General features: G+C 66.1%; 22 protein-coding genes. 6 read left to right on the top strand and 16 right to left on the bottom strand.

Going from position 1 to position 22,678, the window contains the following annotated elements:
* Window position 1 precedes the first annotated feature (1 nt).
* Window positions 2-1,204: an FAD-dependent oxidoreductase gene (locus tag AC5RTT_RS03120; RefSeq protein WP_494143968.1), complete on the top strand. Its 1,203-nt coding sequence runs from the start codon at window positions 2-4 to the stop codon at window positions 1,202-1,204.
* Here AC5RTT_RS03120 and AC5RTT_RS03115 read toward each other — a convergent pair.
* Window positions 1,183-1,428, bottom strand: a complete 246-nt coding sequence (locus tag AC5RTT_RS03115) for a nuclear transport factor 2 family protein (protein WP_494143967.1) — start codon at window positions 1,426-1,428, stop codon at window positions 1,183-1,185. The two genes, AC5RTT_RS03120 and AC5RTT_RS03115, sit on opposite strands and share 22 nt — an antisense overlap.
* Window positions 1,429-1,481: 53 nt before the next feature.
* Here AC5RTT_RS03115 and AC5RTT_RS03110 point away from each other — a divergent pair, with 53 nt between their 5' ends.
* From AC5RTT_RS03110 to AC5RTT_RS03090, 5 genes are all read left to right on the top strand, one after another.
* Window positions 1,482-2,162: a peptide deformylase gene (locus AC5RTT_RS03110; protein ID WP_494143966.1), complete on the top strand. Its 681-nt coding sequence runs from the start codon at window positions 1,482-1,484 to the stop codon at window positions 2,160-2,162.
* A 39-nt stretch (window positions 2,163-2,201) separates the two neighbouring features.
* Window positions 2,202-3,086: a putative RNA methyltransferase gene (locus AC5RTT_RS03105; protein ID WP_494143965.1), complete on the top strand. Its 885-nt coding sequence runs from the start codon at window positions 2,202-2,204 to the stop codon at window positions 3,084-3,086.
* Between the two features lie 122 nt (window positions 3,087-3,208).
* The gene (locus tag AC5RTT_RS03100) at window positions 3,209-3,670 is read left to right on the top strand and encodes an NfeD family protein (protein ID WP_494053616.1); all 462 of its coding nucleotides are present in this window, start codon (window positions 3,209-3,211) and stop codon (window positions 3,668-3,670) included.
* 34 nt (window positions 3,671-3,704) lie between these two features.
* Window positions 3,705-4,652: an SPFH domain-containing protein gene (locus AC5RTT_RS03095; protein ID WP_494053617.1), complete on the top strand. Its 948-nt coding sequence runs from the start codon at window positions 3,705-3,707 to the stop codon at window positions 4,650-4,652.
* 239 nt (window positions 4,653-4,891) lie between these two features.
* Window positions 4,892-5,239, top strand: coding sequence for an RNA polymerase-binding protein RbpA (locus AC5RTT_RS03090; RefSeq protein ID WP_013600997.1), 348 nt, complete (start codon window positions 4,892-4,894; stop codon window positions 5,237-5,239).
* A 75-nt stretch (window positions 5,240-5,314) separates the two neighbouring features.
* Here the strand turns inward: AC5RTT_RS03090 and AC5RTT_RS03085 are convergent, their stop codons facing one another.
* The 15 genes from AC5RTT_RS03085 to arc all read right to left on the bottom strand — a co-directional run bounded on the left by AC5RTT_RS03085 (window position 5,315) and on the right by arc (window position 22,645).
* On the bottom strand, window positions 5,315-6,058 hold the full coding sequence (locus AC5RTT_RS03085; protein ID WP_494009189.1) for a polyprenol monophosphomannose synthase: 744 nt from the start codon (window positions 6,056-6,058) through the stop codon (window positions 5,315-5,317).
* 98 nt (window positions 6,059-6,156) lie between these two features.
* On the bottom strand, window positions 6,157-7,812 hold the full coding sequence (locus tag AC5RTT_RS03080) for an amidohydrolase (protein WP_494143964.1): 1,656 nt from the start codon (window positions 7,810-7,812) through the stop codon (window positions 6,157-6,159).
* Between the two features lie 52 nt (window positions 7,813-7,864).
* Entirely contained in the window at window positions 7,865-10,798 is a 2,934-nt protein-coding gene (locus AC5RTT_RS03075; RefSeq protein WP_494143963.1) for a DEAD/DEAH box helicase, read from the bottom strand.
* A gap of 20 nt (window positions 10,799-10,818) precedes the next feature.
* Window positions 10,819-11,613 carry a twin-arginine translocase subunit TatC gene (gene tatC / locus AC5RTT_RS03070; RefSeq protein ID WP_494143962.1) on the bottom strand — a complete coding sequence of 265 codons (795 nt, stop codon included), beginning with the start codon at window positions 11,611-11,613 and terminating at the stop codon, window positions 10,819-10,821.
* Between the two features lie 48 nt (window positions 11,614-11,661).
* Window positions 11,662-11,934 (bottom strand): Sec-independent protein translocase subunit TatA, encoded by a 273-nt coding sequence (gene tatA, locus AC5RTT_RS03065; protein ID WP_009358592.1) that lies wholly within the window; start codon window positions 11,932-11,934, stop codon window positions 11,662-11,664.
* A 32-nt stretch (window positions 11,935-11,966) separates the two neighbouring features.
* On the bottom strand, window positions 11,967-12,314 hold the full coding sequence (locus tag AC5RTT_RS03060) for a hypothetical protein (RefSeq protein ID WP_494143961.1): 348 nt from the start codon (window positions 12,312-12,314) through the stop codon (window positions 11,967-11,969).
* A gap of 10 nt (window positions 12,315-12,324) precedes the next feature.
* Entirely contained in the window at window positions 12,325-14,310 is a 1,986-nt protein-coding gene (locus tag AC5RTT_RS03055) for a helix-turn-helix transcriptional regulator (RefSeq protein ID WP_494143960.1), read from the bottom strand.
* 129 nt (window positions 14,311-14,439) lie between these two features.
* Window positions 14,440-14,835, bottom strand: a complete 396-nt coding sequence (locus tag AC5RTT_RS03050; protein ID WP_009358590.1) for an FKBP-type peptidyl-prolyl cis-trans isomerase — start codon at window positions 14,833-14,835, stop codon at window positions 14,440-14,442.
* A gap of 70 nt (window positions 14,836-14,905) precedes the next feature.
* Window positions 14,906-15,835 carry an FKBP-type peptidyl-prolyl cis-trans isomerase gene (locus tag AC5RTT_RS03045; protein ID WP_494009182.1) on the bottom strand — a complete coding sequence of 310 codons (930 nt, stop codon included), beginning with the start codon at window positions 15,833-15,835 and terminating at the stop codon, window positions 14,906-14,908.
* Between the two features lie 113 nt (window positions 15,836-15,948).
* Entirely contained in the window at window positions 15,949-17,313 is a 1,365-nt protein-coding gene (gene pafA / locus AC5RTT_RS03040) for a Pup--protein ligase (protein ID WP_407709467.1), read from the bottom strand.
* 8 nt (window positions 17,314-17,321) lie between these two features.
* Window positions 17,322-18,032, bottom strand: coding sequence for a proteasome subunit alpha (gene prcA, locus AC5RTT_RS03035; protein ID WP_494143959.1), 711 nt, complete (start codon window positions 18,030-18,032; stop codon window positions 17,322-17,324).
* Between the two features lies 1 nt (window position 18,033).
* Window positions 18,034-18,855 (bottom strand): proteasome subunit beta, encoded by an 822-nt coding sequence (prcB, locus tag AC5RTT_RS03030; protein WP_494143958.1) that lies wholly within the window; start codon window positions 18,853-18,855, stop codon window positions 18,034-18,036.
* 79 nt (window positions 18,856-18,934) lie between these two features.
* The gene (locus AC5RTT_RS03025; RefSeq protein ID WP_494009178.1) at window positions 18,935-19,138 is read right to left on the bottom strand and encodes a ubiquitin-like protein Pup; all 204 of its coding nucleotides are present in this window, start codon (window positions 19,136-19,138) and stop codon (window positions 18,935-18,937) included.
* An 85-nt stretch (window positions 19,139-19,223) separates the two neighbouring features.
* Complete coding sequence (dop, locus tag AC5RTT_RS03020) at window positions 19,224-20,897, bottom strand: depupylase/deamidase Dop (protein WP_494143957.1); 1,674 nt, start codon at window positions 20,895-20,897, stop codon at window positions 19,224-19,226.
* Entirely contained in the window at window positions 20,894-22,645 is a 1,752-nt protein-coding gene (arc, locus tag AC5RTT_RS03015; protein WP_494009176.1) for a proteasome ATPase, read from the bottom strand. The genes dop and arc overlap by 4 nt, the downstream gene beginning before the upstream one ends.
* Window positions 22,646-22,678: the final 33 nt, after the last annotated feature.

Here is a 22,678-nt window from a genome sequence, read left to right as displayed (position 1 = left end):
CATGGCGGTGGATGTTGTGGTGGTGGGCGGCGGCCCGGTGGGCCTGTACCTTGCGGCGGCGCTTCTCCAGCAGGGCATCAGCGTCCGGGTGCTTGAGCGGCGGCAGTCGCGGGACCTCCACACGCGCGCCATCGGCATCCATCCGCCGGCGCTCTCTGCCCTGGATGAGGTCGATGTGGCCTCCGCCCTGGTGCGGGAAGGCGTACCGATCCGGACGGGGATGGCGGTCAGCCGGGGAAGGACGTTGGGCGTCATGGCGTTCGACGGCGTCTCGGACACCTTCCCGTTCGTGCTGGCACTGCCCCAGTTCCGGACCGAGCAACTGCTGGAGGAACGCCTCCGTGCCCTGGATAGCGACGCGCTGGTGCGGGGCGTGGAAGCCACGGCGGTGAACGACGACGGCGGCCGCGTCACGATAGAGGTCCAGCGGGCTCCGGGTACCCCGGCAGGAGCCACGTCATTCAGCGCTTCCATGGTAGTGGCTGCAGACGGCGCACGGTCCAGGTTCCGGGACCTCCTGGGCGTTCCGGTACAGAGGAAGACGTATCCGGACCACTACCTGATGGGGGATTTCGCCGATCCCGGCCGGCACGGGGACATGGCGGTCCTCTTCCTGGAGCGCGGCGGGATTGTCGAGTCGTTTCCCCTCCCGGGCGGCGTCCGGCGCTGGGTGGTGCGCCTGGGCCGGCCAGCAGGAGATGCAGGGGCGCCGCACCTTGTCAGAATGGTGGGGCAGCGCACCGGCATCCTACCCGACGCCGGCACCAACAGCATGTTCAGCGCGTTCAGCGTCCGATCCACCCTGGCGCTTCAAACAGTAGTGGGACGGACCGTGCTGCTCGGCGACGCCGCCCATGAAATCAGTCCCATCGGAGGCCAGGGCATGAATCTGGGCTGGCTCGACGCCCAGGCCCTGGTTCCGCTCCTCTGTGAAGCCGTCGCAGGAGGGCGTACCGATACCGGCTTCAAGCAGTTCGAGGCGGACCGGCGCCGGGCTGCGCTGCTGGCCCGCCGACAGTCAGAGATCAACATGCTGCTGGGGCGCCCGCTGCCGCCGCCCCTGCTGCACCTGCGGAATTCGGCCATCAGGGCCGCAGCGTCAACGTCGGCCGTGAATGCGTGGGTGGCTCGGCGGTTCACCATGCAGGAGGAACGGCTGCACCCCGGCGGCTCCGTCCAGGCTCACCGGAAGCAGCAGTCATAACTGTCCCGGCTGACGATCAAGCCGTCGCTGACTTCGAACACGGACGACGTCCTTGCCCGGATGGTTTCCCCTGCATCCCAATACCGGAGGTCCATCAGCACCGTGGCGGACCAGTCCGCTTCCACGGCTACCCGGCCCTCCTCGCAGGTGGTGCGGCGGACGGCGAACTTCTGGTCCCGCACAACTGTGGCGCTCTGGTCTGTGCCGGCCAGGACCTGAGCCATGGCATCGACAGTAGCAAGCCGCCCGCTTTCCCGGTCCCCAGTAGGCTTTCGTTATGACCCCAAGCACGCCCGGGACCGCCATGAACGACGAACAGATCCGTGAACTTGTGGAGCGTATCCTCTCGGCCGGCATGATGCCGCCCATCGTCCAGGCGGGCCATCCGGCCCTGCGCCAGCGCGCGGCCACCTACAACGGGCAGCTGCCCGCGGAGCAGCTGGCCCGGCTGATCGAGCTCATGCGCCAGGTCATGCACGAGGCGCCGGGGGTGGGGCTGGCAGCGCCCCAGCTTGGCATACCCCTTCAAATTGCGGTCCTCGAAGACCTGTACGACGTCGACCCGGAGGCGGCCGCCCTGCGCAACCGGAGCCCGCTGGAGTTCCTGGCGATCCTCAATCCCCGCTATACGCCGCAGGGCAGCGGAACCGCCGCTTTCTATGAAGGGTGCCTCTCCCTGAACGGGCTCCAGGCCGTGGTGGCCCGCCCGGACAACGTGCTCCTTGACTATGAAACGCCCGACGGCGCGGCAGCGCAGCGCCAGTTCGCCGGCTGGCAGGCCAGGATCGTGCAGCACGAAACCGACCACCTCAACGGAATCCTCTACATCGACAGGGCCCAGCTGCGGTCCTTGAGCAGCAACAGCGAATACGCGGCACACTGGGCTGCGCCCGGAATCAGCAGGGCCCGGGAGGGCCTCGGCTTTGACGACCGGCCGGCTGGCATCAGCATCAGTTGACGGTCCCGGCCGGATGGACCGGCCGCCTAAGATGGTGCAATGCCCCCTGCATCGGACCTTCCCCTGCTGTGCCCGGTCTGCGCGGCTCCGTTGACCTTTGCCGCCGCCCAGCCGCCGAAACCAGGAAGGCTCGCTTGCGCGTCACGGCACAGTTTCGATGCCGCCCGGCAGGGTTACTTCAACCTGCTGGTCGGAAAGGGCACCGCCTTCGAGGCTGATTCCGCCGCGATGGTGGATGCCCGCTTCAACTTCCTTGGCCGGGGCCACTACCGGCCGCTGGCGCAAGCCGTGGCGGCCGCCGTCGTGCCCGTCCTGTCCGACGACCGGGCAGCCGTGCTGGACTCGGGCACCGGAACAGGGCACTACCTGCGCGAGCTGCTGGACACCGCCGCCGCTCAGGGCCGGACAGTGGCTGCCGCAGGGCTGGACATTTCCAAATTCGCCCTGCGCCGCGCCGCCCGGCTCAACCCCGAAGCCGTCAACCTGGTCTGGGATATCTGGCAGCCGCTGCCGTTGGCGGCCAACTCTGTTGACGCCGTCACGGTAATCTTTGCGCCCCGCAACGCTGCCGAGTTCGCGCGTGTGCTCCGGCCCGGCGGGCGCCTGGTGGTGGTCACCCCGCGCGAGGGCCACCTTGCCGGCATCGCAGCTCTGGCAGGCATGCTCGCCATCGAGGAAGGCAAGGACGCCCGGCTGGCTGCCGCCATGGCGCGGCACTTCGAGGTGGAGGAAAGCTCCGACGTCGACATTCCGCTTGCACTCAACCACCAGGAAGCAGCGGACCTGGCATTCATGGGACCGGCAGGCCATCACACAAGCCGGGATGCCATCGCCGTCCGCCTTGACGGCAACCACGAGCCCTTCCAGGCCGAGGCGAAGTTCCGGCTGATGGTCTTCCGGCCCAGGCTGCCCGCCGGCACGTAACGACTTGGCCACTATCGCCTCTGCCGTCTGCATGACCCAGCCCACAGGCCGGGGCCCCGGACTAGGATAAGAAGACAGGTACCGAAGGGCCCGCGACGGCGCCCGGGTCCAAGGGGGCGGCAGTGTTCGAATGGTTGGGGGAAAACTGGTGGGCCCTGTGGCTCACGGCTTTCCTGGCATTTGCAGTGGTCGAGATGATCACGCTTGACCTGTTTTTCATCATGCTCGGCGGCGGTGCCCTGGCTGCCCTGGTAGCCGACTTTGCCGGTGCTGACGGCTGGCTGCAGATCGTGGTTTTCTGCGTGGTGTCCCTGCTCATGATCGCTTTCGTCCGTCCGGTGGCGCTGTCCCACTTGAAGAAGGGCCCCGCAGAGCAGCGTTCCAACGTCGACCGGCTGATCGGCGAGCAGGCAGTGGTGATGGAGGCCGTGACGTCGGACGGCGGCCTGGTAAAAATCGGCGGCGACATCTGGAGCGCGCGTTCTGAGGCCGGCGTTCTTCACGCCGGACAAAAAGTGGTGGTGGCTGCGATCGACGGCGCCACGGCTGTAGTTTCGGTGCCACCCGCCAGCGGCACGTCCTGACACAGCAATATCAATTGGGGAACAAGGGAGACGCATGGAAAACGCAGGAGGAACGGCTTTGGCCGTCGTGCTGGTAGTCCTGATCGTGTTTGTGATCATCGTCCTGGTGCGGGCGGTCCGGATCATTCCGCAGGCCCGGGCCGGCGTGGTGGAGCGGCTCGGCAAATACCAGCGCACGCTGAATCCGGGGCTGACCATCCTCATCCCCTTCGTGGACCGGCTCCTTCCGCTGCTGGACCTCCGCGAGCAGGTGGTGTCGTTCCCGCCCCAGCCGGTGATCACCGAGGACAACCTGGTGGTCTCGATCGACACGGTCGTCTACTTCCAGGTCACCGACCCCCGTGCCGCCACCTACGAAATCGCCAACTACATCCAGGCGGTGGAGCAGCTCACCACCACCACGCTCCGTAACGTGGTGGGCGGATTGAACCTCGAAGAGGCGCTCACGTCGCGTGACCAGATCAACGGCCAGCTCCGCGGCGTCCTGGACGAGGCCACCGGCCGCTGGGGGATCCGCGTCTCGCGCGTTGAACTCAAGGCGATCGATCCGCCCCACTCCATCCAGGACTCGATGGAAAAGCAGATGCGCGCCGAGCGTGACCGACGCGCAGCCATCCTGACGGCCGAGGGTACCAAGCAGTCTGCCATCCTGACGGCAGAGGGCCAGCGGCAGGCTTCCATCCTTGCCGCGGAAGGTGACGCCAAGGCCGCTATCCTTCGCGCCGACGGTGAGGCCCAGGCCATCCAGAAGGTCTTCGATGCCATCCACCGCGGCAACCCGGACCAGAAACTGCTGGCCTACCAGTACCTGCAGACCCTGCCGAAGCTCGCGGAAGGCACCTCCAACAAGCTGTGGATCATCCCAAGTGAGGTCGGCGAAGCCCTCAAGGGAATCGGGAACGCGCTGGGCGGAACCAATCCGGATCCGGGGGCAGCGGGCGGCCTTTTCGACGAAGTGGGAGCGAAGTCCACCGAACCATAAGCAGTACGGCCGACGGGAAGGGACCTGCCCTGCGCGGGTCCCTTCCCTGTTTTGGTTCCCGCGGCATGACCCACGTATAATTGGGTATTTGTCCGGCAGGAGCAGTCCGCTGGAACAACCAAGCTTCGCAATGCGTTGAATCCTATGATGCAGCGCAGAGCAAACAGTAGCCCGGTGGTGCTTCATCGCCATCGGCAGGCGCGGGGTCCTGCCCCGCGAACCGAGAAGAGGGAGAAATCATGAGCGATCGCAGCCTGCGGGGTATGCGCCTTGGTGCGCAGAGCATGGAGACCGAGTCCGGGGTTGAGCCGGCTCCGCGCCAGCGCGTCGAGTACCGTTGCGAGGACGGCGAACAGGTTTTCGTTACCTTCTCCTCCGAAGCCGAGATTCCGCCGGTATGGGTTTCCAAGACCGGCAAGGAAGCCCTTTTGGTTGACGGCGAACGCCCGGACACCAGCAACGACAAGGCTGTCCGGACCCACTGGGACATGCTGCTGGAACGCCGTTCCCTGCCCGAGCTTGAGCAGATCCTTGAGGACCGCTTGACCATCCTCCGTGAACGCCGTGGAGAACGCCGCTCCGCTTAGGACCATCAAAAAGGGGGCCGTTCCCGCACTGCTGTGCGGGAACTGCCCCTTTTTTGTTGCCGTACGGCGCGCGGCCTACGGCTGGGCTGAAGCCTTTTTCCGGGTGAGCGCGTTCCACCGGGCAGCGAGCCCCCACTTGGTCACGTTGACCATGGCCTCGAGAACGATATTGCCGCTCATCTTCGATGCGCCGAGTTCACGCTCCACAAAGGTGATGGGACGTTCCTCGATGCGCAGGCCCATCCGGGACACCCGCCAGGCCAGGTCCACCTGGAAGCCGTAGCCCACGGAGTCCACCTGGTCCAGGTTAAGTTTCTCCAGGGTGGTCCGGCGGAACGCACGGTAACCGCCGGTCACATCCTTGATCTTCAGGCCCAGCATGAGGCGCGCATACGTGCTGCCCACGCGGGAAATCGCCTGGCGGTACAGCGGCCAGTTCACCACGCGTCCGCCGGGCACCCAGCGCGAACCCATGGCCAGGTCCGCGCCGTGATCGATGGCTTCCAGGAGCTGGGGCAGCTGCTCCGGCTGGTGGGAGCCGTCCGCGTCCATTTCCACGAGCACGTCGTAGCCGGCATCCAGGCCCCACTTAAAACCCGCGATGTATGCGGCGCCCAGGCCCTCCTTGCCCTTCCGGTGCAGGACATGGACCTGGGAGTCTTCGGCAGCGATAGCGTCCGCAAGCTGGCCGGTGCCGTCAGGGCTGTTGTCATCCACCACCAGGACGTCCGACGCCGGAACAGCCGAGCGGAGCCGCTGAAGGGTTTTGGGCAGCGATTCCAGTTCGTTGTAGGTGGGAATGATCGTTAGGACGCGCACAAAGGGCCTTTCCTGGGAGGAGCGGTCGGTGTGCACCTGGCGGCCTGGCTAGCCGCCGGCAGGCGCAGCTACCCATTATAGGGCTGTGGGGTGCAGGCTCAGGAACGCAGTGCCTGGCTGGAGAACAATTCGACGCCGTCCCGCACCGTCTGCAGGCATACCGGGTCGTTGCCGGTATCCAGGGCGGGAAGCAGAGGAGTCCGGGCGCGGGGGTCGGTGCTCCAGGACTGGACGCGCCCGTCGGCCACCTGGACCATCAGCTCCTCCACCTCCCAGACGGCGAAACTGGCGGGGGCACCCGGCACGAGCTGGCCCGCCATGGGGTTGTGATATCTGGCCGCCCGCCAGCCGGCACGGGTGTGCCCCAGGAACGCGGCGCGGGCAGAAATCCGCTCCTCGGGGTTGTGGTGCTCCAGGCACGCCCGGACACTGGACCACGGCCGCAGCGGGGTCACCGGACTGTCGCTGCCGAAGCAGACAGGGACGCCGGCAGCGTACAGGGTGGCGAAGGGATTCATGGCAGCACTCCGCTCCCCCAGGCGCTGCTGGTACAGCCCCCCGGCACCGCCCCAAGCGGCATCGAACGCGGGCTGGGCGCTGACTGTCACCGAGTAGCGGGACAGCTTTTCGGTTGCAGCGGCGTCGACCATCTCAACGTGCTCGAAGCGGTGGCCCGCCGCCCGTACGCGCTGCTCCCCCACCTGCCCCGCGGCGAGGTCCAGGGCGGACAGTGCAATGTCCAGGCCGGCGTCCCCGATGATGTGGAAGCCGCCCGGGACGCCCAGCAGGGAACAGGCGGCGAGATGCGCTGCGGCCTCATCCACACCCAGGTAAAGCGAGCCCCGTTCTTCCGGGGCGTCACTGTAGCCGGACCGCAAGGCGGCAGTCCGCGACCCGACCGATCCATCGATGTTCAGGTCGCCGGCCAGTCCGCGGAGTCCAAAGCCAAATCCGTCCAGCACGCTGCGGGCGTGGTCTTCCGAGGACACAAGTTCGCCCCAGTAAGCGAGGACCTCCGGGACGGAGGGGGCCTCGGGCCCGGTGCTGTTCCACGATGCTGCCAGGCGCAGGTCGTCGGCCCCGCCGATATGCGGAGCGCCCATCTCCGCCACAGCAACATAGCCGTTGGCGGCCGCCTCGGACAGGGCACGGGCCTGCCGCCGGCGGAGGTCGGCCGCCGGAAGCCGGCGGGCAGCCTGCCTCGCCGCAGTATGGGCGGCACGCCTGACCCGGGGACCGCCGTCGAACCCGTCCTGGTCCTGCAGGCCAGCGGACCGGGCCAGCGACGCCGAAACCAGGGCCGAGTGCACGTCCACCCGGGAGAGGTAGACGGGCCTGCCGGCTGACGCCCGTTCCAGTTCCTCAGCGGTGGGCAGGGCGGCGTCCGCCCAGGTGCTCTCATCCCAGCCGTGGCCCAGGACCGGTCCGTCGCCGGGCGCTGCTGCCACTGCATCCAGCAGCTCCCGCGCGGAGGAGATTCCGCCCAGCTGCAGGGATTCCAGCGCGATCCCTGTCTCGGTCAGGTGCATGTGCGAATCGACGAATCCGGGAGCGACGAGTGCGCCCCGCAGGTCGATGATGTCCATGGAACTGTCGGCTATGGAGGAGGCGGCCTGCTCCGAGCCCACCCACGCCACGGTGCCACCGTCCACGAGCATGGCGGTGGCGAAGGGGTCGGCAGCGCTGTAGACGGAACCGTTGCGGTAGAGGACAACTGGCGGACGGGACGGGTTTGCGGGACCGGGCTGGGTCATATCGGGGCAGGGCTCCTGGAAATTGCGTGCCGGCGGCTGGGCCGGGGGGAAGTTAGAGGACGGAGGAATAGGCCACGACGCCGCGGCGGATCAGGGTGATGGCCTCGGCGCACAGCCGGGCGAGGCGGGGCTCAAGGCCGGGGATCTTGGCCAGCTGGTCCAGCAGGTCCACCACCTGTTTCACCCAGCGGACAAAGTCGCCCGCCGCTAGGTCCGTCCCGCTCAGGACATCCTGGAGATGCCGGCCCCGTGCCCACTTGTAGATGGGCCACACCAGTCCAAGTTCCGGTTCGCCGGTCAGCGGAAGCTTGTTCTCCTCTTCCACGTCCTCCAGCGCCGACCACTCCCGCACCACGATGTCCACCGCGGTCTCAAGGGAAACGCTGGGCATCCGGGGCCGGAGGCCGCGGTCTTCCCGTTTGGCCTGGTACACCAGGGCACTGGCAAGGGCTGCGACTTCCACCGCGTCAAGATCGTCGAAGGCGCCCAGCCGCAGGGACTGGGAGATCAACAGGTCCTTCTCGCCGTAGATCCGGCGCAGGCGCTGGCCGTCAGGGCTGATGAGCAGCCGCCCCTCCCCGGCGTCCTCCAGGTAACCGTAGGCGGAGAGGACATCGCAGACACGGTCGAAGGTCTTGGCAATGGTGTTGGTGCGGCCCTGGATCTGCCTGACCAGTCCATCCGTTTCCCGCCGGAGCTTCCACCAGCGCTCCGACCACCGGGCGTGGTCCTCACGCTCGCTGCACCCGTGGCACGGGTGTGCGCGCAGGGCCCGCCGCAGGTCCGCGATGCGTTTCTCCTGGTTGGGCATGGCGCTGGCGCGGCCGAAATCGTTGTTGCGGTTGTGCCCCGGCGCTGGCGGGCGGTTTTCCCGCAGCGCGTTCCGGGCGGAAGACGCCAGGTCCCGGCGCGACTTTGGCACCTTGGCGTTGAACGACTTCGGAATCCGGATCCGGGTAACGGGCGAAATGGGGCCTTCCAGATCGTCGGTGCTGATCCGGCGCAGCTGGTTGTCCAGTGTGAGGACGGCGGGCCGGGGCTCGCGGCTGCTGTGGTCGGAACTCAAGACGACGGCCGGGCCGGGCGCCCTGCCGCCGGGGACGTTGACCACGTCGCCTGGGAGGAGGCGGGCCAGCGAGTCGTCGCTGAGCGACTTCCTGGCCCGGGATTTCGCCCGGGAGGTAACGTTTTCCGCATCCGACAGTTCCCGGCGCAGCCGTGCGTATTCGGTGAAGTCGCCCAGGTGGCAGGTCATGGACTTGGCGTAGCCGGCCAGGGATTCCTCGCGGCTGCGCACCTGCCTGGCCAGGCCCACCACGGACCGGTCAGCTTGGAACTGGGCGAACGAGGATTCCAGGATCTCGCGCGCCCGCGCGCGGCCAAACTGTGCCAGGAGGTTGATGCTCATGTTGTAGGTTGGCCGGAAGCTCGAGTTCAGCGGGTAGGTGCGGCGGGATGCCAGGCCCGCCACGGCCGTCGGATCCGTGCCCGGCTGCCACAGCACCACCGCGTGGCCTTCGACGTCGATGCCGCGCCGGCCGGCACGGCCGGTCAGCTGGGTGTACTCGCCGGCCGTGATATCCACGTGGGCTTCGCCGTTGAACTTGTCCAGCTTCTCCAGCACCACCGACCGGGCCGGCATGTTGACGCCCAGGGCCAGGGTCTCGGTGGCAAAGACAGCCTTGACCAGGCCATCGGCGAAGAGTTTCTCCACCACTTCCTTGAACGTGGGCAGCATTCCGGCGTGGTGCGCGGCGAACCCGCGGAGCAGGCCGTCCCGCCAGGTCCAAAAGCCCAGTACGTCCAGGTCATCCGGGGGAATATCGTAGCCGGCCTCGTCCACCCGCTGGGCGATGATCCGCTGTTCCTTTTCGGTGGTCAGCCACAGCCCCGAGCCGACGCACTGGGCCACCGCGGCGTCACAGCCGGCACGGGAGAAGATGAACGTGATGGCCGGCAGCAGGTCCATTTTGTCCAGGCTGGCGATCACCTGGGGCCTGCTGGCCCTGCGCACGCCGTTCGGTTCGGCTCCCCGGACAGGGCGGTCGTTGCCGCGGCGGCCGCGCTGGCCCGGGCCTGGCCTGTTCCGGAAGCCTTGCTGGCCCTCGCTGCGGGCAATGGCCAGGAGGTCCGGATTCACATCGAACCCCCGGCCTGTGCCGGTGTTTTGCACCTTTGCCTGCACGGGATCGTCTGCATCCACCGGCGGGGCAATCTCGTCGAAGGTGGTTTCGCCGGCGAACAGGTCCATGATCTGGCGGCCCACCATGACGTGCTGCCACAGGGGAACAGGCCGGTGCTCGGACACAATGATGTCGGTATCGCCGCGGACAGTGTCCAGCCAGGCACCGAACTCCTCAGCGTTGGAGACTGTGGCGCTGAGGGACACCACCTGGACCTCGCTGGGAAGGTGGATGATCACTTCCTCCCACACGGCACCGCGGAAGCGGTCGGCAAGGTAATGCACTTCGTCCATCACCACGTAGCCCAGGTCGTCCAGGGTGGCGGAATCGGCATACAGCATGTTCCGCAGGACCTCGGTGGTCATCACCACCACGGGGGCATCGCCGTTGATGCTGGTATCCCCCGTCAGCAGGCCCACCTTTTCGGCACCGTACTTGTCGGCCAGCTCAGTGAACTTCTGGTTGCTCAGCGCCTTGATGGGGGTGGTGTAGAAAGCTTTGAGGCCCCGTTGCAGGGCGAGGTAGATGGCGAACTCGCCCACGATGGTCTTGCCTGCGCCCGTGGGTGCAGCCACCAGGACACCCCTGCCGTCCTGGAGGGACCGGCAGGCCTGCTTCTGGAAGTCGTCCAGCTCAAAGTCCAGCGTGCGGATGAACGCTCCGAGGTCCGAGGAGGCTTCGGCCCTGCGCTCGGCGCTGGCCCTGTACCGTTCCGCCGGTGAGAGCTCGTCATCGCCGGGAGCCGTGGAGGAAGGTCCGCTGGAAGATGGGCCTGAAGCATACGGCCCGGTGTTGGTGGACATACACCAAGCCTAATGGGAGCTCAGAGGTTCTTCAGCTCACTGCTCGGGGTGGCGATGTCCGCCGTGGCCTCTGTTTCCGCCGCCCTCTTGGCCTGGCGGCGGGCACGGCGCTTGTCGTTCATGAGGCAGATGCCAATGGCCGCGAAGAAAAGTACAAGCAGCGGGCCCGCCAGCATAAACATGGAGATGGCGTCAGCCCCGGGGGCTGCAATTGCGGCGAGGACGAAGACCAGGAAGACCGTTATGCGCCACGCCTTGAGGATGGTGCGGCCGGTGATAACACCAGCCATGTTGATGCCTACCAGCACCACTGGAACCAGGAATGCAATACCCAGTACCAGAACCATCCGGGTGACGAACTCGATGTACGTTCGCGCGTCGATCACGCTCGACGAGCCGTCCGGCGTGAATTGGGTCAGTGCCCGGACCACCTGCGGCACCACGAGCCAGCCCGCCCAGATTCCGGCGAGGAACAACGGAACAGCTGCCGCCATGTAGCCCAGCGTGTACCGGCGCTCCTTGGAAGTAAGCCCCGGGGTGATGAAGGCCCACAGCTGGTAGATCCAGATGGGGCTGGAAATAACCGCCCCGATGAGGAGCGACATCTGCAGCTTGAAGTCGAACGGGGAGGCAATGGTCCCGAAGTTGATTGCCGAGAGTCCCCCGGTCTGCTGGGAGATGCGGTTGACCGGGTCGGCCAGCGCCTTCAACAGCGGATCGTAAAGTATCCAGCCCCCAATGCCGCCAAGGACCACGCCAATGGCCGACTTGATCAGCCGGTTCTTGAGTTCCTTGAGGTGGTCCCAGAGCGACATCCGCCCCTCAGGGTTGGCTTTACGGGCCCGCGACAGTGCCACTGGGGGTCAGGCGCGGTTCGACGGCGGGACGTCCGTGCCGTCTGTCGGCTCACCGGGCTTCGCCTTGGGGTGGTTCACGATGGTGCCTTCCACCGGGCCGGAGGCGTCGGTGGTGTCGGTTTTGCCGTCGTTCTTCATTTCCTTGACCTCGGACTTGATGATCCGCATGGACTGGCCGAGGCTGCGTGCCATGGCCGGAAGTTTGGGCGCGGCAAAGAGAAGCAACGCGACGACGATGATAATGACGATTGGCCAGGGGCCATCAAAGAGTCTTCCCATGGGAAATCCTTTCCTCTAAATACATCCTACTTCTATGTGAAGTCGAGATCCCCGAGCGCCTGCGGCTGGCCCCGGTCCGCTTTGCGCTGAACCCTCCGGCGGCGGCGATCTTCCCGCCGCGCTGACGTGGATGCCTCGTAATCATGTCGCATGACGGCAGGCGAGGCAAAAACCGCGGATCCGGGCATGGTGGCCGGCCCTGCTGCCGGCTCCTCCTGCTCCTGAAACGGGCCCAGCTGCCCCAGCTTTTCCCCCGCCGCCCCCAGGTCCTTGACCGTCGCCATGAACTGGCGGAAGAGGCGGATGCCCAGCAGGACATAGAACAGCAGGGAGAGCGCGACCAGCGCCACCCACAAAAGGATCCAGGACCACCAAGGCATGCTGAGAAGTCTATCCGCCGTACCGGGCCAGCGACGCCGCCAGCCACGCCCGCGCCGCTGATGCCAGATCCTCCGGTGCCAGGATCCGCGCTGCACCGCCGTGCTGGGCCACGAACATCGGGAGCCACGCCGTGTTGCCGAACCGGATCTCGGCAACCAGGCCGCCGTCGGGAAGCTCTGCCGTCCGCTCGGCGTAGTAGTCGTCTGACAGCCCCCTCCCCTGCCGGGTGAGCTGGACGGTGACCGTGGTGTCGTCGTCGTTCGGGGTGAAGAGTTTGGCGGGGACTCCCGCAGCAGGCGTGATGCCCTCCGCCACGGGCCGTCCATTGGGACGGACATCCTGGACGCGGTCCAGGCGGAAGTTCCGAAAACCGTCCACCAGGTGGCAGTACGCCTCGAAGTACCAGGTGTTGTCGAGGGAGTAGAGCCTGAGCGGATCCACGTCACGTTCGGTGACCTTGTCGCGTTGCGGGGACAGGTACGTCAGATGCAGCTGGGCTCCTGATTCGATGGCCTGCCGGACGGTGGCGTTGGTGGCGGCATCGGCAGGTTCCATCTGCGGTCCGGCGAGGGACGCCGCCCGCAGGCCCTCCTCGCCCGCAGCAGCCAGCAGCTTGAGGGTAACGGACTCAAGGGCGCCGCCCTCGGCGATGCCCGGAAGTCCGTTGAGGGTTTCGAGGCCGGTCAGGAGCGCGCAAGCCTCTTCCACCGTGAACCGGACCGGCCGCTTGAGGTCCAGGTCCTGGGTGATGAAGATATGGTCGTTCTCCCACTGGATGTCCAGCAGGTCATCCGGATACCCTTCCGGAAGCCCCGAGCAGATGAGGATACGCAGGTCGTCTTCGAGCTCCTTCCGGCTCACGCCGAAGTGGCGCGCCACGTCCTGGATATGCAGGCCCTGGTTGTGCACCAGGAACGGAACCAGTTGGAGCATCCGCTTGAGCTGGTCCTCGGAGGTCCGGGGACGCGCCTGCCGTGCACGGGCCGGCGGGAAGGAGTAGTCCGGCGCCGGCGAGTCGCTGAAGGCGGCGGCAGTGCGCAGCCTCCTTCGGACCGCTTCCACCAGCTCTTCCGGGGCGGCAGCGACGGCGTCGGGTCCGTAGGATGAGAGTTCCTCGGCGAGGATCTCGGGGTCTCGGTAGTGCAGGCTGATCCGGTCATAGCCGGCGGCGGGACCTGCGCCATCAGTAGGAGGGGAAACCGGCAGGGCGCGGCGCCGCAGGGCGAGCAGGCGGCCCTCCCTCACCTGTACGACGGCGGTGCGGAGCGGCAGTTCGGGGAGGCGGTCCAGTTCGGCACGGATGTTGAAGTCGGCAGGGGGCGAGTACTGGTCGTTGTCCAGGGCGGCCACGGCACTGGTGAAGCGGGACAGGCGGAAGTGTCGCGTGGCCTGGCGTGCCCGGTCGTGGCCCACCAGGTACCACTGCCCGAACCTGCTGCCGAGGCCCCACGGCTCCACAGTCCGCTCTTCCTCCTTGCCGGTGCTGCTCGCAAGGTACCGGAAGGTAACCGGGTGCCGTGCATGCATGGCAGCAACGAGGTCGTCGAAGGCCTGCCCGGCGGGCTTGATGCGCGGCTGCAGGCCGGCGGGCAGTTCCACGTCAGCCATCCGGCCTGACGCCTGGAGCTTGCGGAGGGCGCTTTGCGCAGCTGTGCCCAGGGCGGCTCGCTCCCACAGTTGTGAAGCCAGGAGGAGCACGGTCCATTCTTCCGGGTCCAGCTGGACGTCCGGCAGGCGGTTGGATTCCTTACCGATGCGGTAGCGGGTGGTGGCGGGATCGTCCCCGCTCCAGCCAAGGTCCGTCAGTGTTTCCACCTCGAAGCCGAACTGGCGCAGGTCGTTCTTGTCCCGCTCGAACATCCTGCCAAAGGCAACATCATTGCCAGAGGTGTCGTGGTAGACCTTTTCCCGCAGTTCGCTGCGGCGCAGGCCATACCGGGTGTTCAGGAGCGCGATCAGCAGATTGAGGAGTCGTTCAGTGCGGGATGCGGACACTCTGGCTACGTTACTAAATTCCGGGCGGAACGCAGAAAGCGCGGCAACTGCCGGGAACTGAACGTCCCGGCGGTTGCCGCGCTTTCAAGGGGCGGAACCGTTCGATGCCGCCTGTCAGCAGCTGTAGGGTCAGCGGACGCCGACGAGGTCCACAACGAAGATGAGAGCCTCGTTGGGCTTGATGGCGCCCCCTGCTCCACGGGAGCCGTAGGCCAGCTCGGAGGGGATCTCCAGCCGGCGGCGGCCGCCCACCTTCATGCCCAGCAGGCCCTGGTCCCAGCCCTGGATGACCTGGCCAACGCCCACACGGAAGTCCAGCGGCGCGCCGCGGCCCCACGAGGCGTCGAATTCTTCGCCGGTGGACCAGGCCACTCCGACGTAGTGGGTGGAGACGGTGTCGCCTGCCTTTGCTTCGCGGCCGTCACCTTCGATGAGGTCCTTGATGACGAGTTCGGTGGGAACATCGCCTTCCGGGAAATCGATCTCGGGCTTCTGGCGGTCGAATTCCCGCTGTCCGAATGACATGGTTGCTCCTTTGTGGGTGCTAATGGTTGGTACCGCAAGCCGGCTGGTTGCGGCCTCTTTGTAAGTCTTGCTACTTGGCGCCGAGGATGTCCACTACGAAGACAAGATCGCCCTTTGCCTCGCCCTGGCCCGCGTCGCCGTAGGCCAGGTCCTTCGGGATGACCAGCAGCACGCGGGAGCCGACAGTCTTGCCGGCCAGGCCCTGCGTCCAACCCTTGATGACACCGGTCAGCGGGAAGCTTGCCGGTTCGCCGCGGTCGAAGCTGGAATCGAACTTGGTGCCGCCGGCCAGGGTCACGCCCACGTAGTTGACGGTCAAGGTGTCGCTTTCCTTGACCACGGCGCCGTTGCCCTTGATGAGGTCCTGCGACACCAGCGCGGTGGGCGCGGCTACGCCTTCGACGTTGATCTCCGGTACGCCGTCCTTCTCGGTCACGGTGGGCAGTCCCGCGGGAGGGGTGACGGTCTCGCCTTCCGGCTTCTCAAGCGCCGGCGTCACATCGGTGGCCGAGAGGACCTTGATCACGAGGAGCTGGGTGGGCTGGGCTTCCGCACCGGCGGTGGCAGCCTGTCCCGGAACTGCCAGCGCAAGGCTTGAGCCCACCTTGGTGCCTACAAAGGCGTTGTAGATGACGGGGCTGCCTGTTTTCAGTTCCTCGTTGAGTTCCAGGGGTTCCGGATCGTTGGGGAAAGTATCTTCGAGGGTGGCGCCGTCGGTGCCGTTGAGGGCAAGGATGGAGATGTTGGCGATCTGGTCGGCCTTCACCGTTTCCCCACTGCCTTCGCTGACCACCTTGATGGTGGGTTCGGCCACCTCGAGCGGCTTGGTGAACTCCACGCCTGGGGCCTTCTTGTCACCGTTGTCGGTCAGTTTAAGGGTGTCGAACTTTGCAGTCTCGCCAGCGGATTGGCTGGTGGGTTCCGGCTCTGCGGGGTTTGAGCCGCCGCAGGCGGTGAGCAGCAGCAGGCCGGGAAGAAGGATTGCTAGTAGTCGGCGCACGTAAGAGAACTTTCGTCGGGGCAGGATGGATGCGATGCTCCGCGTTGCAGCGGCCGTGATCGCGGCAGGCCTTGGTAAAGGGCCTTATCCAGAATAGACCCTGAAGCTGGGTGTCAGCCCATAGAGTCAAGAAGCGCGTCCACGCGCTCGTCGACGCTCCTGAACGGGTCCTTGCAGAGGATGGTCTGGTGGGCACGGTCGTTGAGCTTCAGGTGTACCCAGTCCACGGTGTAGTCGCGGCCCAGTTCCTGGGCCCGCCGGACGAAGTCGCCGCGCAGCTTGGCCCTGGTGGTCTGCGGCGGGGCGTCCACGGCGTCCTTGATGACGGTGTCGTCCACGATCCGCCGCACCGCACCGCGGGACTGCAGCAGGTAGTACAGGCCGCGGCCGCGGGAAATGTCGTGGTAGGTCAGGTCAAGCTGCGCAATCCGGGGCGCATCCAGGCCCAGCCCGTGACGTTCGCGGTAGTTGTCCATCAGCTTTTTCTTGATCGCCCAGTCAATTTCGGTCTCGATACCGCGGGAATCTCCGCTTTCGATGGCCTTGAGCGTGCGCTCCCACAGATCAAGGATCAACGGGACATGCGGGTTGTGGGCACCGTTTTCCTTCACGAAGGCGGTGACCTTGGTCAGGTATTCCTGCTGGATTTCGAGGGCGGTGAGCTGGCGGCCATTGGCCAGCCGGACCAGGGCCCTGCCACTGAGGTCGTGCGAGATCTCGCGGATGCTGCGGATGGGGTTCTCCATCCTCATGTCCCGCATGATCACACCGGCCTCGATCATCCGCAGGACGAGGTCCACCGTGCCCACTTTCATCAGGGCAGTAGCCTCGGACATGTTCGAATCGCCCACGATGACGTGCAGCCGGCGGTAGAACTCGGCGTCGGCGTGCGGTTCGTCGCGCGTGTTGATAATGGGGCGCGAGCGGGTGGTGGCCGAGGAGACGCCCTCCCAGATGTGGTCCGCGCGCTGGGAGAACGCGTACGTCGCCCCGTGCGGCGTTTTCAAAATCTTGCCCGCACCGGCAATGAGCTGGCGGGTGACCAGAAACGGAATCAGGATCTCGGCCAGCCGGGAGAATTCACCGCGGCGCGGGATGAGGTAGTTTTCGTGGCTGCCGTAGGAGTTGCCGGCGGAGTCCGTGTTGTTCTTGAACAGGTAGACGGTGCCGTTGAAGCCCTCCGCGGCCAGCCGCGCCTGGGCCTCATCCACGAGGTCGTCCAGGATTAGCTCGCCCGCCCGGTCGTGCGCGATCAGTTGGGCAAGGTCGTCGCATTCGGCGGTGGCATACTCGGGGTGGGAACCCACGTCCAAGTAAAGCCTGGAACCGTTGGTGAGGAACACATTGGACGAGCGGCCCCAGCTGACCACCTTGCGGAAGAGGTACCGGGCCACCTCCTCCGGGGCAAGAGGCCTGGAATCGGGGCTCGAATAGGAGATCCCAAACTCGGTTTCAATACCGAAGATTCTCTTGTCCATGTTTCCTCCTAGGCCAGCAGTGCAGTGATGTCCGCGTCGTTCAGCCGGCGGAAGGCGCGCCGGGAGCCGCGTGTACTCTCGGACAGCCTGTCCAGGACTGCAACTTCCAGCGCCCTGGCCGGCATCGCCTTGGCTGATTCATCCGAATCGGCTGCCGGCGCCAGCCCGGACAGGGCCAGCCGGACTGCCTCGTAGAAGCTGAGCGTGCTGCGCCAGCCGCCTTCAATGGCTGAAGAAACTTTCTCCGCCTGGCCACCCATGACCACGAAGCTGTGTTCGTCGGCGATCGAACCGTCGAAGGTCAGCCGGTAGAGGTGGTCCTCCTCCTGGGTGGGGCCAACCTCGGCCACAGCGAGTTCCACCTCGAAAGGTTTCTGCTCCGCGGTGAAGACGGCGCCCAGGCTCTGTGCGTAGACGCTGGCAAGGCCGCGCGCGGTGACGTCCTCGCGGTCGTATGAGTATCCGCGGACGTCCGCGTACCGGACGCCGGCCTGCCGGAGGCTTTCAAATTCGTTGTATTTCCCGACGGCGGCGAACGCGATCTTGTCGTAGATCTCGCCGATTTTGTGCAGTGACGGTGACGGGTTTTCCGCCACGAGCGCTATCCCGTCGGCGCAGCTGATGACCACCACGGACCTGCCTCGGGCGATACCTTTCCGTGCGAAATCCGCACGGTCCTTCATCAGCTGCTCGGGCGAAACATAAAACTGCTGCGTCATCTCAGGCCTCCCGTCCGGCAATGGTGCGGGCTTCGATGACGTTGCGTGCCGCGGCGGCGAGTTCAGCCTCGGGAATCCGGCGGGCGCCGGAGCTGTCCACCGTATAGACCACGGGCCACAGCTGGCGGACGGTGTCGGGGCCGCCGGTGGCCGAATCGTCGTCGGCGGCGTCGTACAGGGACTCCACCGCGACGGCAAGCGCTTCTGCCGCCGTGAGGTTGGGCCGCCACAGTTTCTTCAGGGCTCCGCGTGCGAAGACCGAACCGGACCCCACGCTGTGGTGTTCGTGCTCCTCGTACCGGCCACCGGTCACGTCATAGGAGAAAAGCCTTCCCACACCGGCGCTGGTGTCGAATCCGGCGAACAGGGGGACGACGGCCAGGCCCTGCAGGGCGAGCGGCAGGTTGCCGCGGATCATGGCCCCCAGGCGGTTGGCCTTGCCCTCGAGGCTGAGGAGCGTGCCTTCGATTTTTTCGTAATGCTCAAGTTCAACCTGGAACAACCGCGTCAGATCTATGGCAATGCCGGCAGTCCCCGCGATGCCCAGAACCGAGAACCGGTCCGCGGGGAACACCTTTTCGATGTGCCTGCTGGCGATGACATTCCCCATGGTGGCTCGCCGGTCCCCCGCCATCAGCACGCCGCCGTCGTAGCTCATGGCGACGATCGTGGTGGCGTGCGGAACCTGCAGCGGGGCGGCTGCTGACGCAGCAACCTGGGGAGACCGGCTAAAGGGCAAAAGCTCCGGCCGGTCCCGCTGCAGATGTTCGGTAAAGGACGAGGTTGCGTTGGCGGCTACCTGGTTGGCGGTTGATTCCTGCACTCATGAACTCCTTGAACGTAGTACTAAAGTCGGTACAGATTCCGTCCGTCCGGGGCTTCCGCCACCTGTCCGGTCCGGGTTACTGGCCGCCTTTTTGGACGAATGCCCGGACGAATTCTTCGGCGTTGGATTCCAGAACGCCATCGATCTCGTCCAGAAGGTCGTCCACGCCCTCCGTGGATGCCGAAGCTTGGGCTTCCGGCGGTGCGGGTGGCGCCTCAGGAATGTCCTCGTCGACTTGGCTGTCGCGTGTTAGCGGCTGCTGCTGCTCCTGGCCTGCCATCGTTATCCCTCCCTTTGTTGGTCATTGGATCCGGCGGATCCTCCGATATCCCAATCCTGCCACGCTGGGGGCCGTCCGGCGCGGTTTACGCCGCAGGCGGAGCGGTATTGTGTCCCAGCAACTCTGCGAGGAAGGGACCCGCTTCCCGGTAGCGTTCGAACAACGCTCCGGTGAGGGCTTTGGTTCCCCGCAGCGGCTCCCTGGTGGGGACCCGCTGGAGCCGCCCATATCCGGGAACGTCGAAGATCACCGAGTCCCAGCTCGCGCCCACCACGTCCTTGCCGAAGCTGCTGATGCACTTGCCCCGGAAGAATGCGCGGGTATCGGCCGGGGGCTCCCCGACGGCGGCGGCGATCGCGGCGTCGTCCACGATCCTTTGCATACGGCCCCTCGCAAGGAAGCGGTAGTACAGCCCTTTTTCGGGCCGGATGTCGGACCATTGCAGGTCCACGAGTCCCAGCCGGGCGTCATCCCAGTCCAGGTTGTCCCGCTGGCGGTATCCGTCCAGGAGCGAGAGTTTCGCGAGCCACTCAACGGAACTGGCTGCAGCCGCCCGGTTGCTGTCCAGTTGGGTGAGCACGGTGGCCCACCGCTCCAGGACATCATGAGTGTGTCCGTCCCCGTCCACGGCATCGCCGACGCCCGTATCCTGTGCCAGCTTGGCTGCGGCCTCGTGGTACATCCACTGCAGGTCCAGGGCGGTGACCCGCCGGCCGTCGAGCAGCCGCAATGTTGCCGTCAACGACGTATCATGGCTGACCGTCTGGAGGGCCTGCACGGGTTCGTAAACCTCGACTTTTGGCGCCAGGCCTGCCTCGATCAGGCTGAGGACCATGGCAGTTGTGCCGAACTTCAGGTAGTTGGATACCTGGCTGAGGTTGGCATCGCCAATAATCACGTGCAGGCGCCGGTACTTGTCCGCGGTGGCGTGTGGCTCGTCGCGCGTGTTGATGATGGGCCGGCGGATGGTTGTTTCCAGGCCCACCTCCGCCTCGAAGAAATCCGCCCGCTGGCTGATCTGGTAGCCGGAGGCGGAAGCGTCCTGGCCAATCCCCAGCCGGCCCGCCCCGCAAAAGATCTGGCGGGTCACGAAGAACGGCGTCAGCCCCCGCACGATGTCGCCGAAGGGCACCGAGCGCGGCATGAGGTAGTTTTCGTGGGAGCCGTAGGACACCGACTTGTTGTCCGTGTTGTTCTTGTACAGGTTTACCGGCGGGAGGTCAGGGTCCGCGGCCAGCCGCCGTACGGCCGCCAGCCCCACCAGGTCGCCGGCGGCATCCCAGGTGACTGCGTCACGCGGGTTGGTGACCTCGGGGCTCGAATACTCGGGGTGGGCGTGGTCCACGTACAGGCGGGCACCGTTGCCGAGGACCATGTTCATCAGGAGCGTGCCGGACTCGTCCTGCCCGTCGAGTTCGAGTTCCTCACGGCCGTACGCCAGGGCTACCGCCTCGGCGTCCAGGACGGGCGGCTGGTCGGTCAGCTGACTGGGGTGTGCCGCGCCGCGGTCCAGGGTCCAGCCGCGGGCGTCGTGCAGCGGCTCCTCGTCGGTGTAGTCCCAGCGCGTTTCGGCGCCCCCGGCGGCGCGCTGCCGGGTGACCTGGGCGTAGGCCTGGACCACCCGGGCACTCATCATGGTGGCGTTGGCGGAAGGCGCGGACGGGGCATGGATGCCGTATTCGGTTTCCGCGCCCATCACCCGCATGGCCCCGCCGGCGGGGAGTGCTCCCCCGGCGGCGGGTTCCGGTGCAGCCGTCATAGATACTGTCCCGTGGTGGGCATGGTTTCGATCGACTTGCCAGGCTCCTGGCCGGCCTTGCCCTGCACGATGGTGCGGATGTAGGTGATCCGCTCGCCCTTCTTGCCGGAGATCCGGGCCCAGTCATCGGGGTTGGTGGTGTTGGGCATGTCCTCGTGCTCACGGAATTCGTCCACGACAGCCCGGAGCAGGTGCTCGATCCGGAGCCCCTTCTGGTGGGTGGTCAGGAGGTCCTTGATGGCGTACTTCTTGGCGCGGTCCACAACGTTCTGGACCACGGCGCCGGAGTTGAAGTCCTTGAAGTACAGCATCTCGGTGTCACCGTTGGCGTAGGTGACTTCCAGGAATTCGTTCGACTTGTCAGTGGAGTACATGGCCTCCACCGTCCGCTGGACCATGGCGTCCACCGTTGCCTGGACATCACCGTCGTGCTCGGCCAGGTCGGATTCGTGGAAGGGCAGGTCGGTGGTGATGTACTTGTTGAAGATATCGGCCGCCGCTTCGGCGTCCGGGCGGTGGATCTTGACTTTGACGTCCAGCCGGCCGGGCCGGAGGATGGCCGGATCGATCATGTCCTCGCGGTTGGACGCGCCAATGACAATGACGTTGTCCAGCCGCTCCACGCCGTCGATTTCGCTCAGCAGCTGCGGCACGATGGTTGTTTCGACGTCGGAGGAGATGCCGGTGCCGCGCGTGCGGAACAGCGAATCCATCTCGTCGAAGAACACTACTACCGGGCTGCCGTCCGAGGCCTTTTCCCGTGCCCTGGAGAAGATGAGGCGGATGTGCCGTTCGGTTTCGCCGACGTACTTGTCCAGGAGTTCCGGACCTTTGATGTTCAGGAAGTAGCTCTTGAGGTCCACGTTGCCGGAGCGCTCCGCGGCGCGGGCGGCGAGGGAGTTGGCAACGGCCTTGGCGATGAGGGTTTTGCCGCAGCCCGGAGGCCCGTAGAGCAGGATGCCCTTGGGCGCCTTCAGCCCGTGTTCCCGGTAGAGGTCCGGGTGCAGGAACGGAAGTTCGACGGCGTCGCGGATCTGCTCGATTTGCGGGCCGAGGCCGCCGATGTCCTCGTAGGTGATGTCCGGGACTTCTTCCAGGACGAGGTTTTCCACCTCGGAGCGGGGCACCTTTTCCAGCGCGTATCCGGTCCGGGAATCGATGGAGAGCGCATCGCCCACGCGGAGTTTCTCGGCAAGGAGGGCGCCGGAGAGGCGGACCACCCGTTCTTCGTCGGCGCGGCCCACCACCAGGGCGCGGTCCGCACCGAGCATTTCCTTGAGCGTGGCCAGTTCGCCGGCCCGTTCGTAACCGAGTCCGGCCACGATGAGGAGTGCTTCATTCAGCAGGACTTCCTGGCCCACGGCGAGCTGGTTGATGTTCACCAGCGGGCTGATACCGACACGCATTTTCCGGCCGGCGTTGAAGATGTCAGCGGATTCCTCCGTGGCAGCCTGCCCGCTGCTGCCGGGAGCCGGAGGGCGCTTGGGGTTCAGTTGGAGGATGGTGCCGAAGCTGTACGGCGGCTGTCCTTCCTGGTCCAACGCGTTCTTCAGCCGGAGGATCTCGGCTTTCGCGGTCTCAAGCATACTGACCAGCTTGGTGTTGTTCTGCGTTGCGGCAGCCAACTGGCGGTCGATGTGCCTGAGCTTGTCCCGGAGGATGTTGACCTGGCGGTCGGCAACCGAGAGGTCATTGGCGGCAGACTGCTCTGCCGGTGTACGTCCGGAGTCCTGGTTTGGAGTCTCCATTTGTATCAGCCCCTTCCTGCGCTTCTATTAAGA

Source organism: Arthrobacter sp. Y3221157, from assembly GCF_059089865.1.
This window is presented reverse-complemented; position numbering and strand designations above follow the sequence as displayed.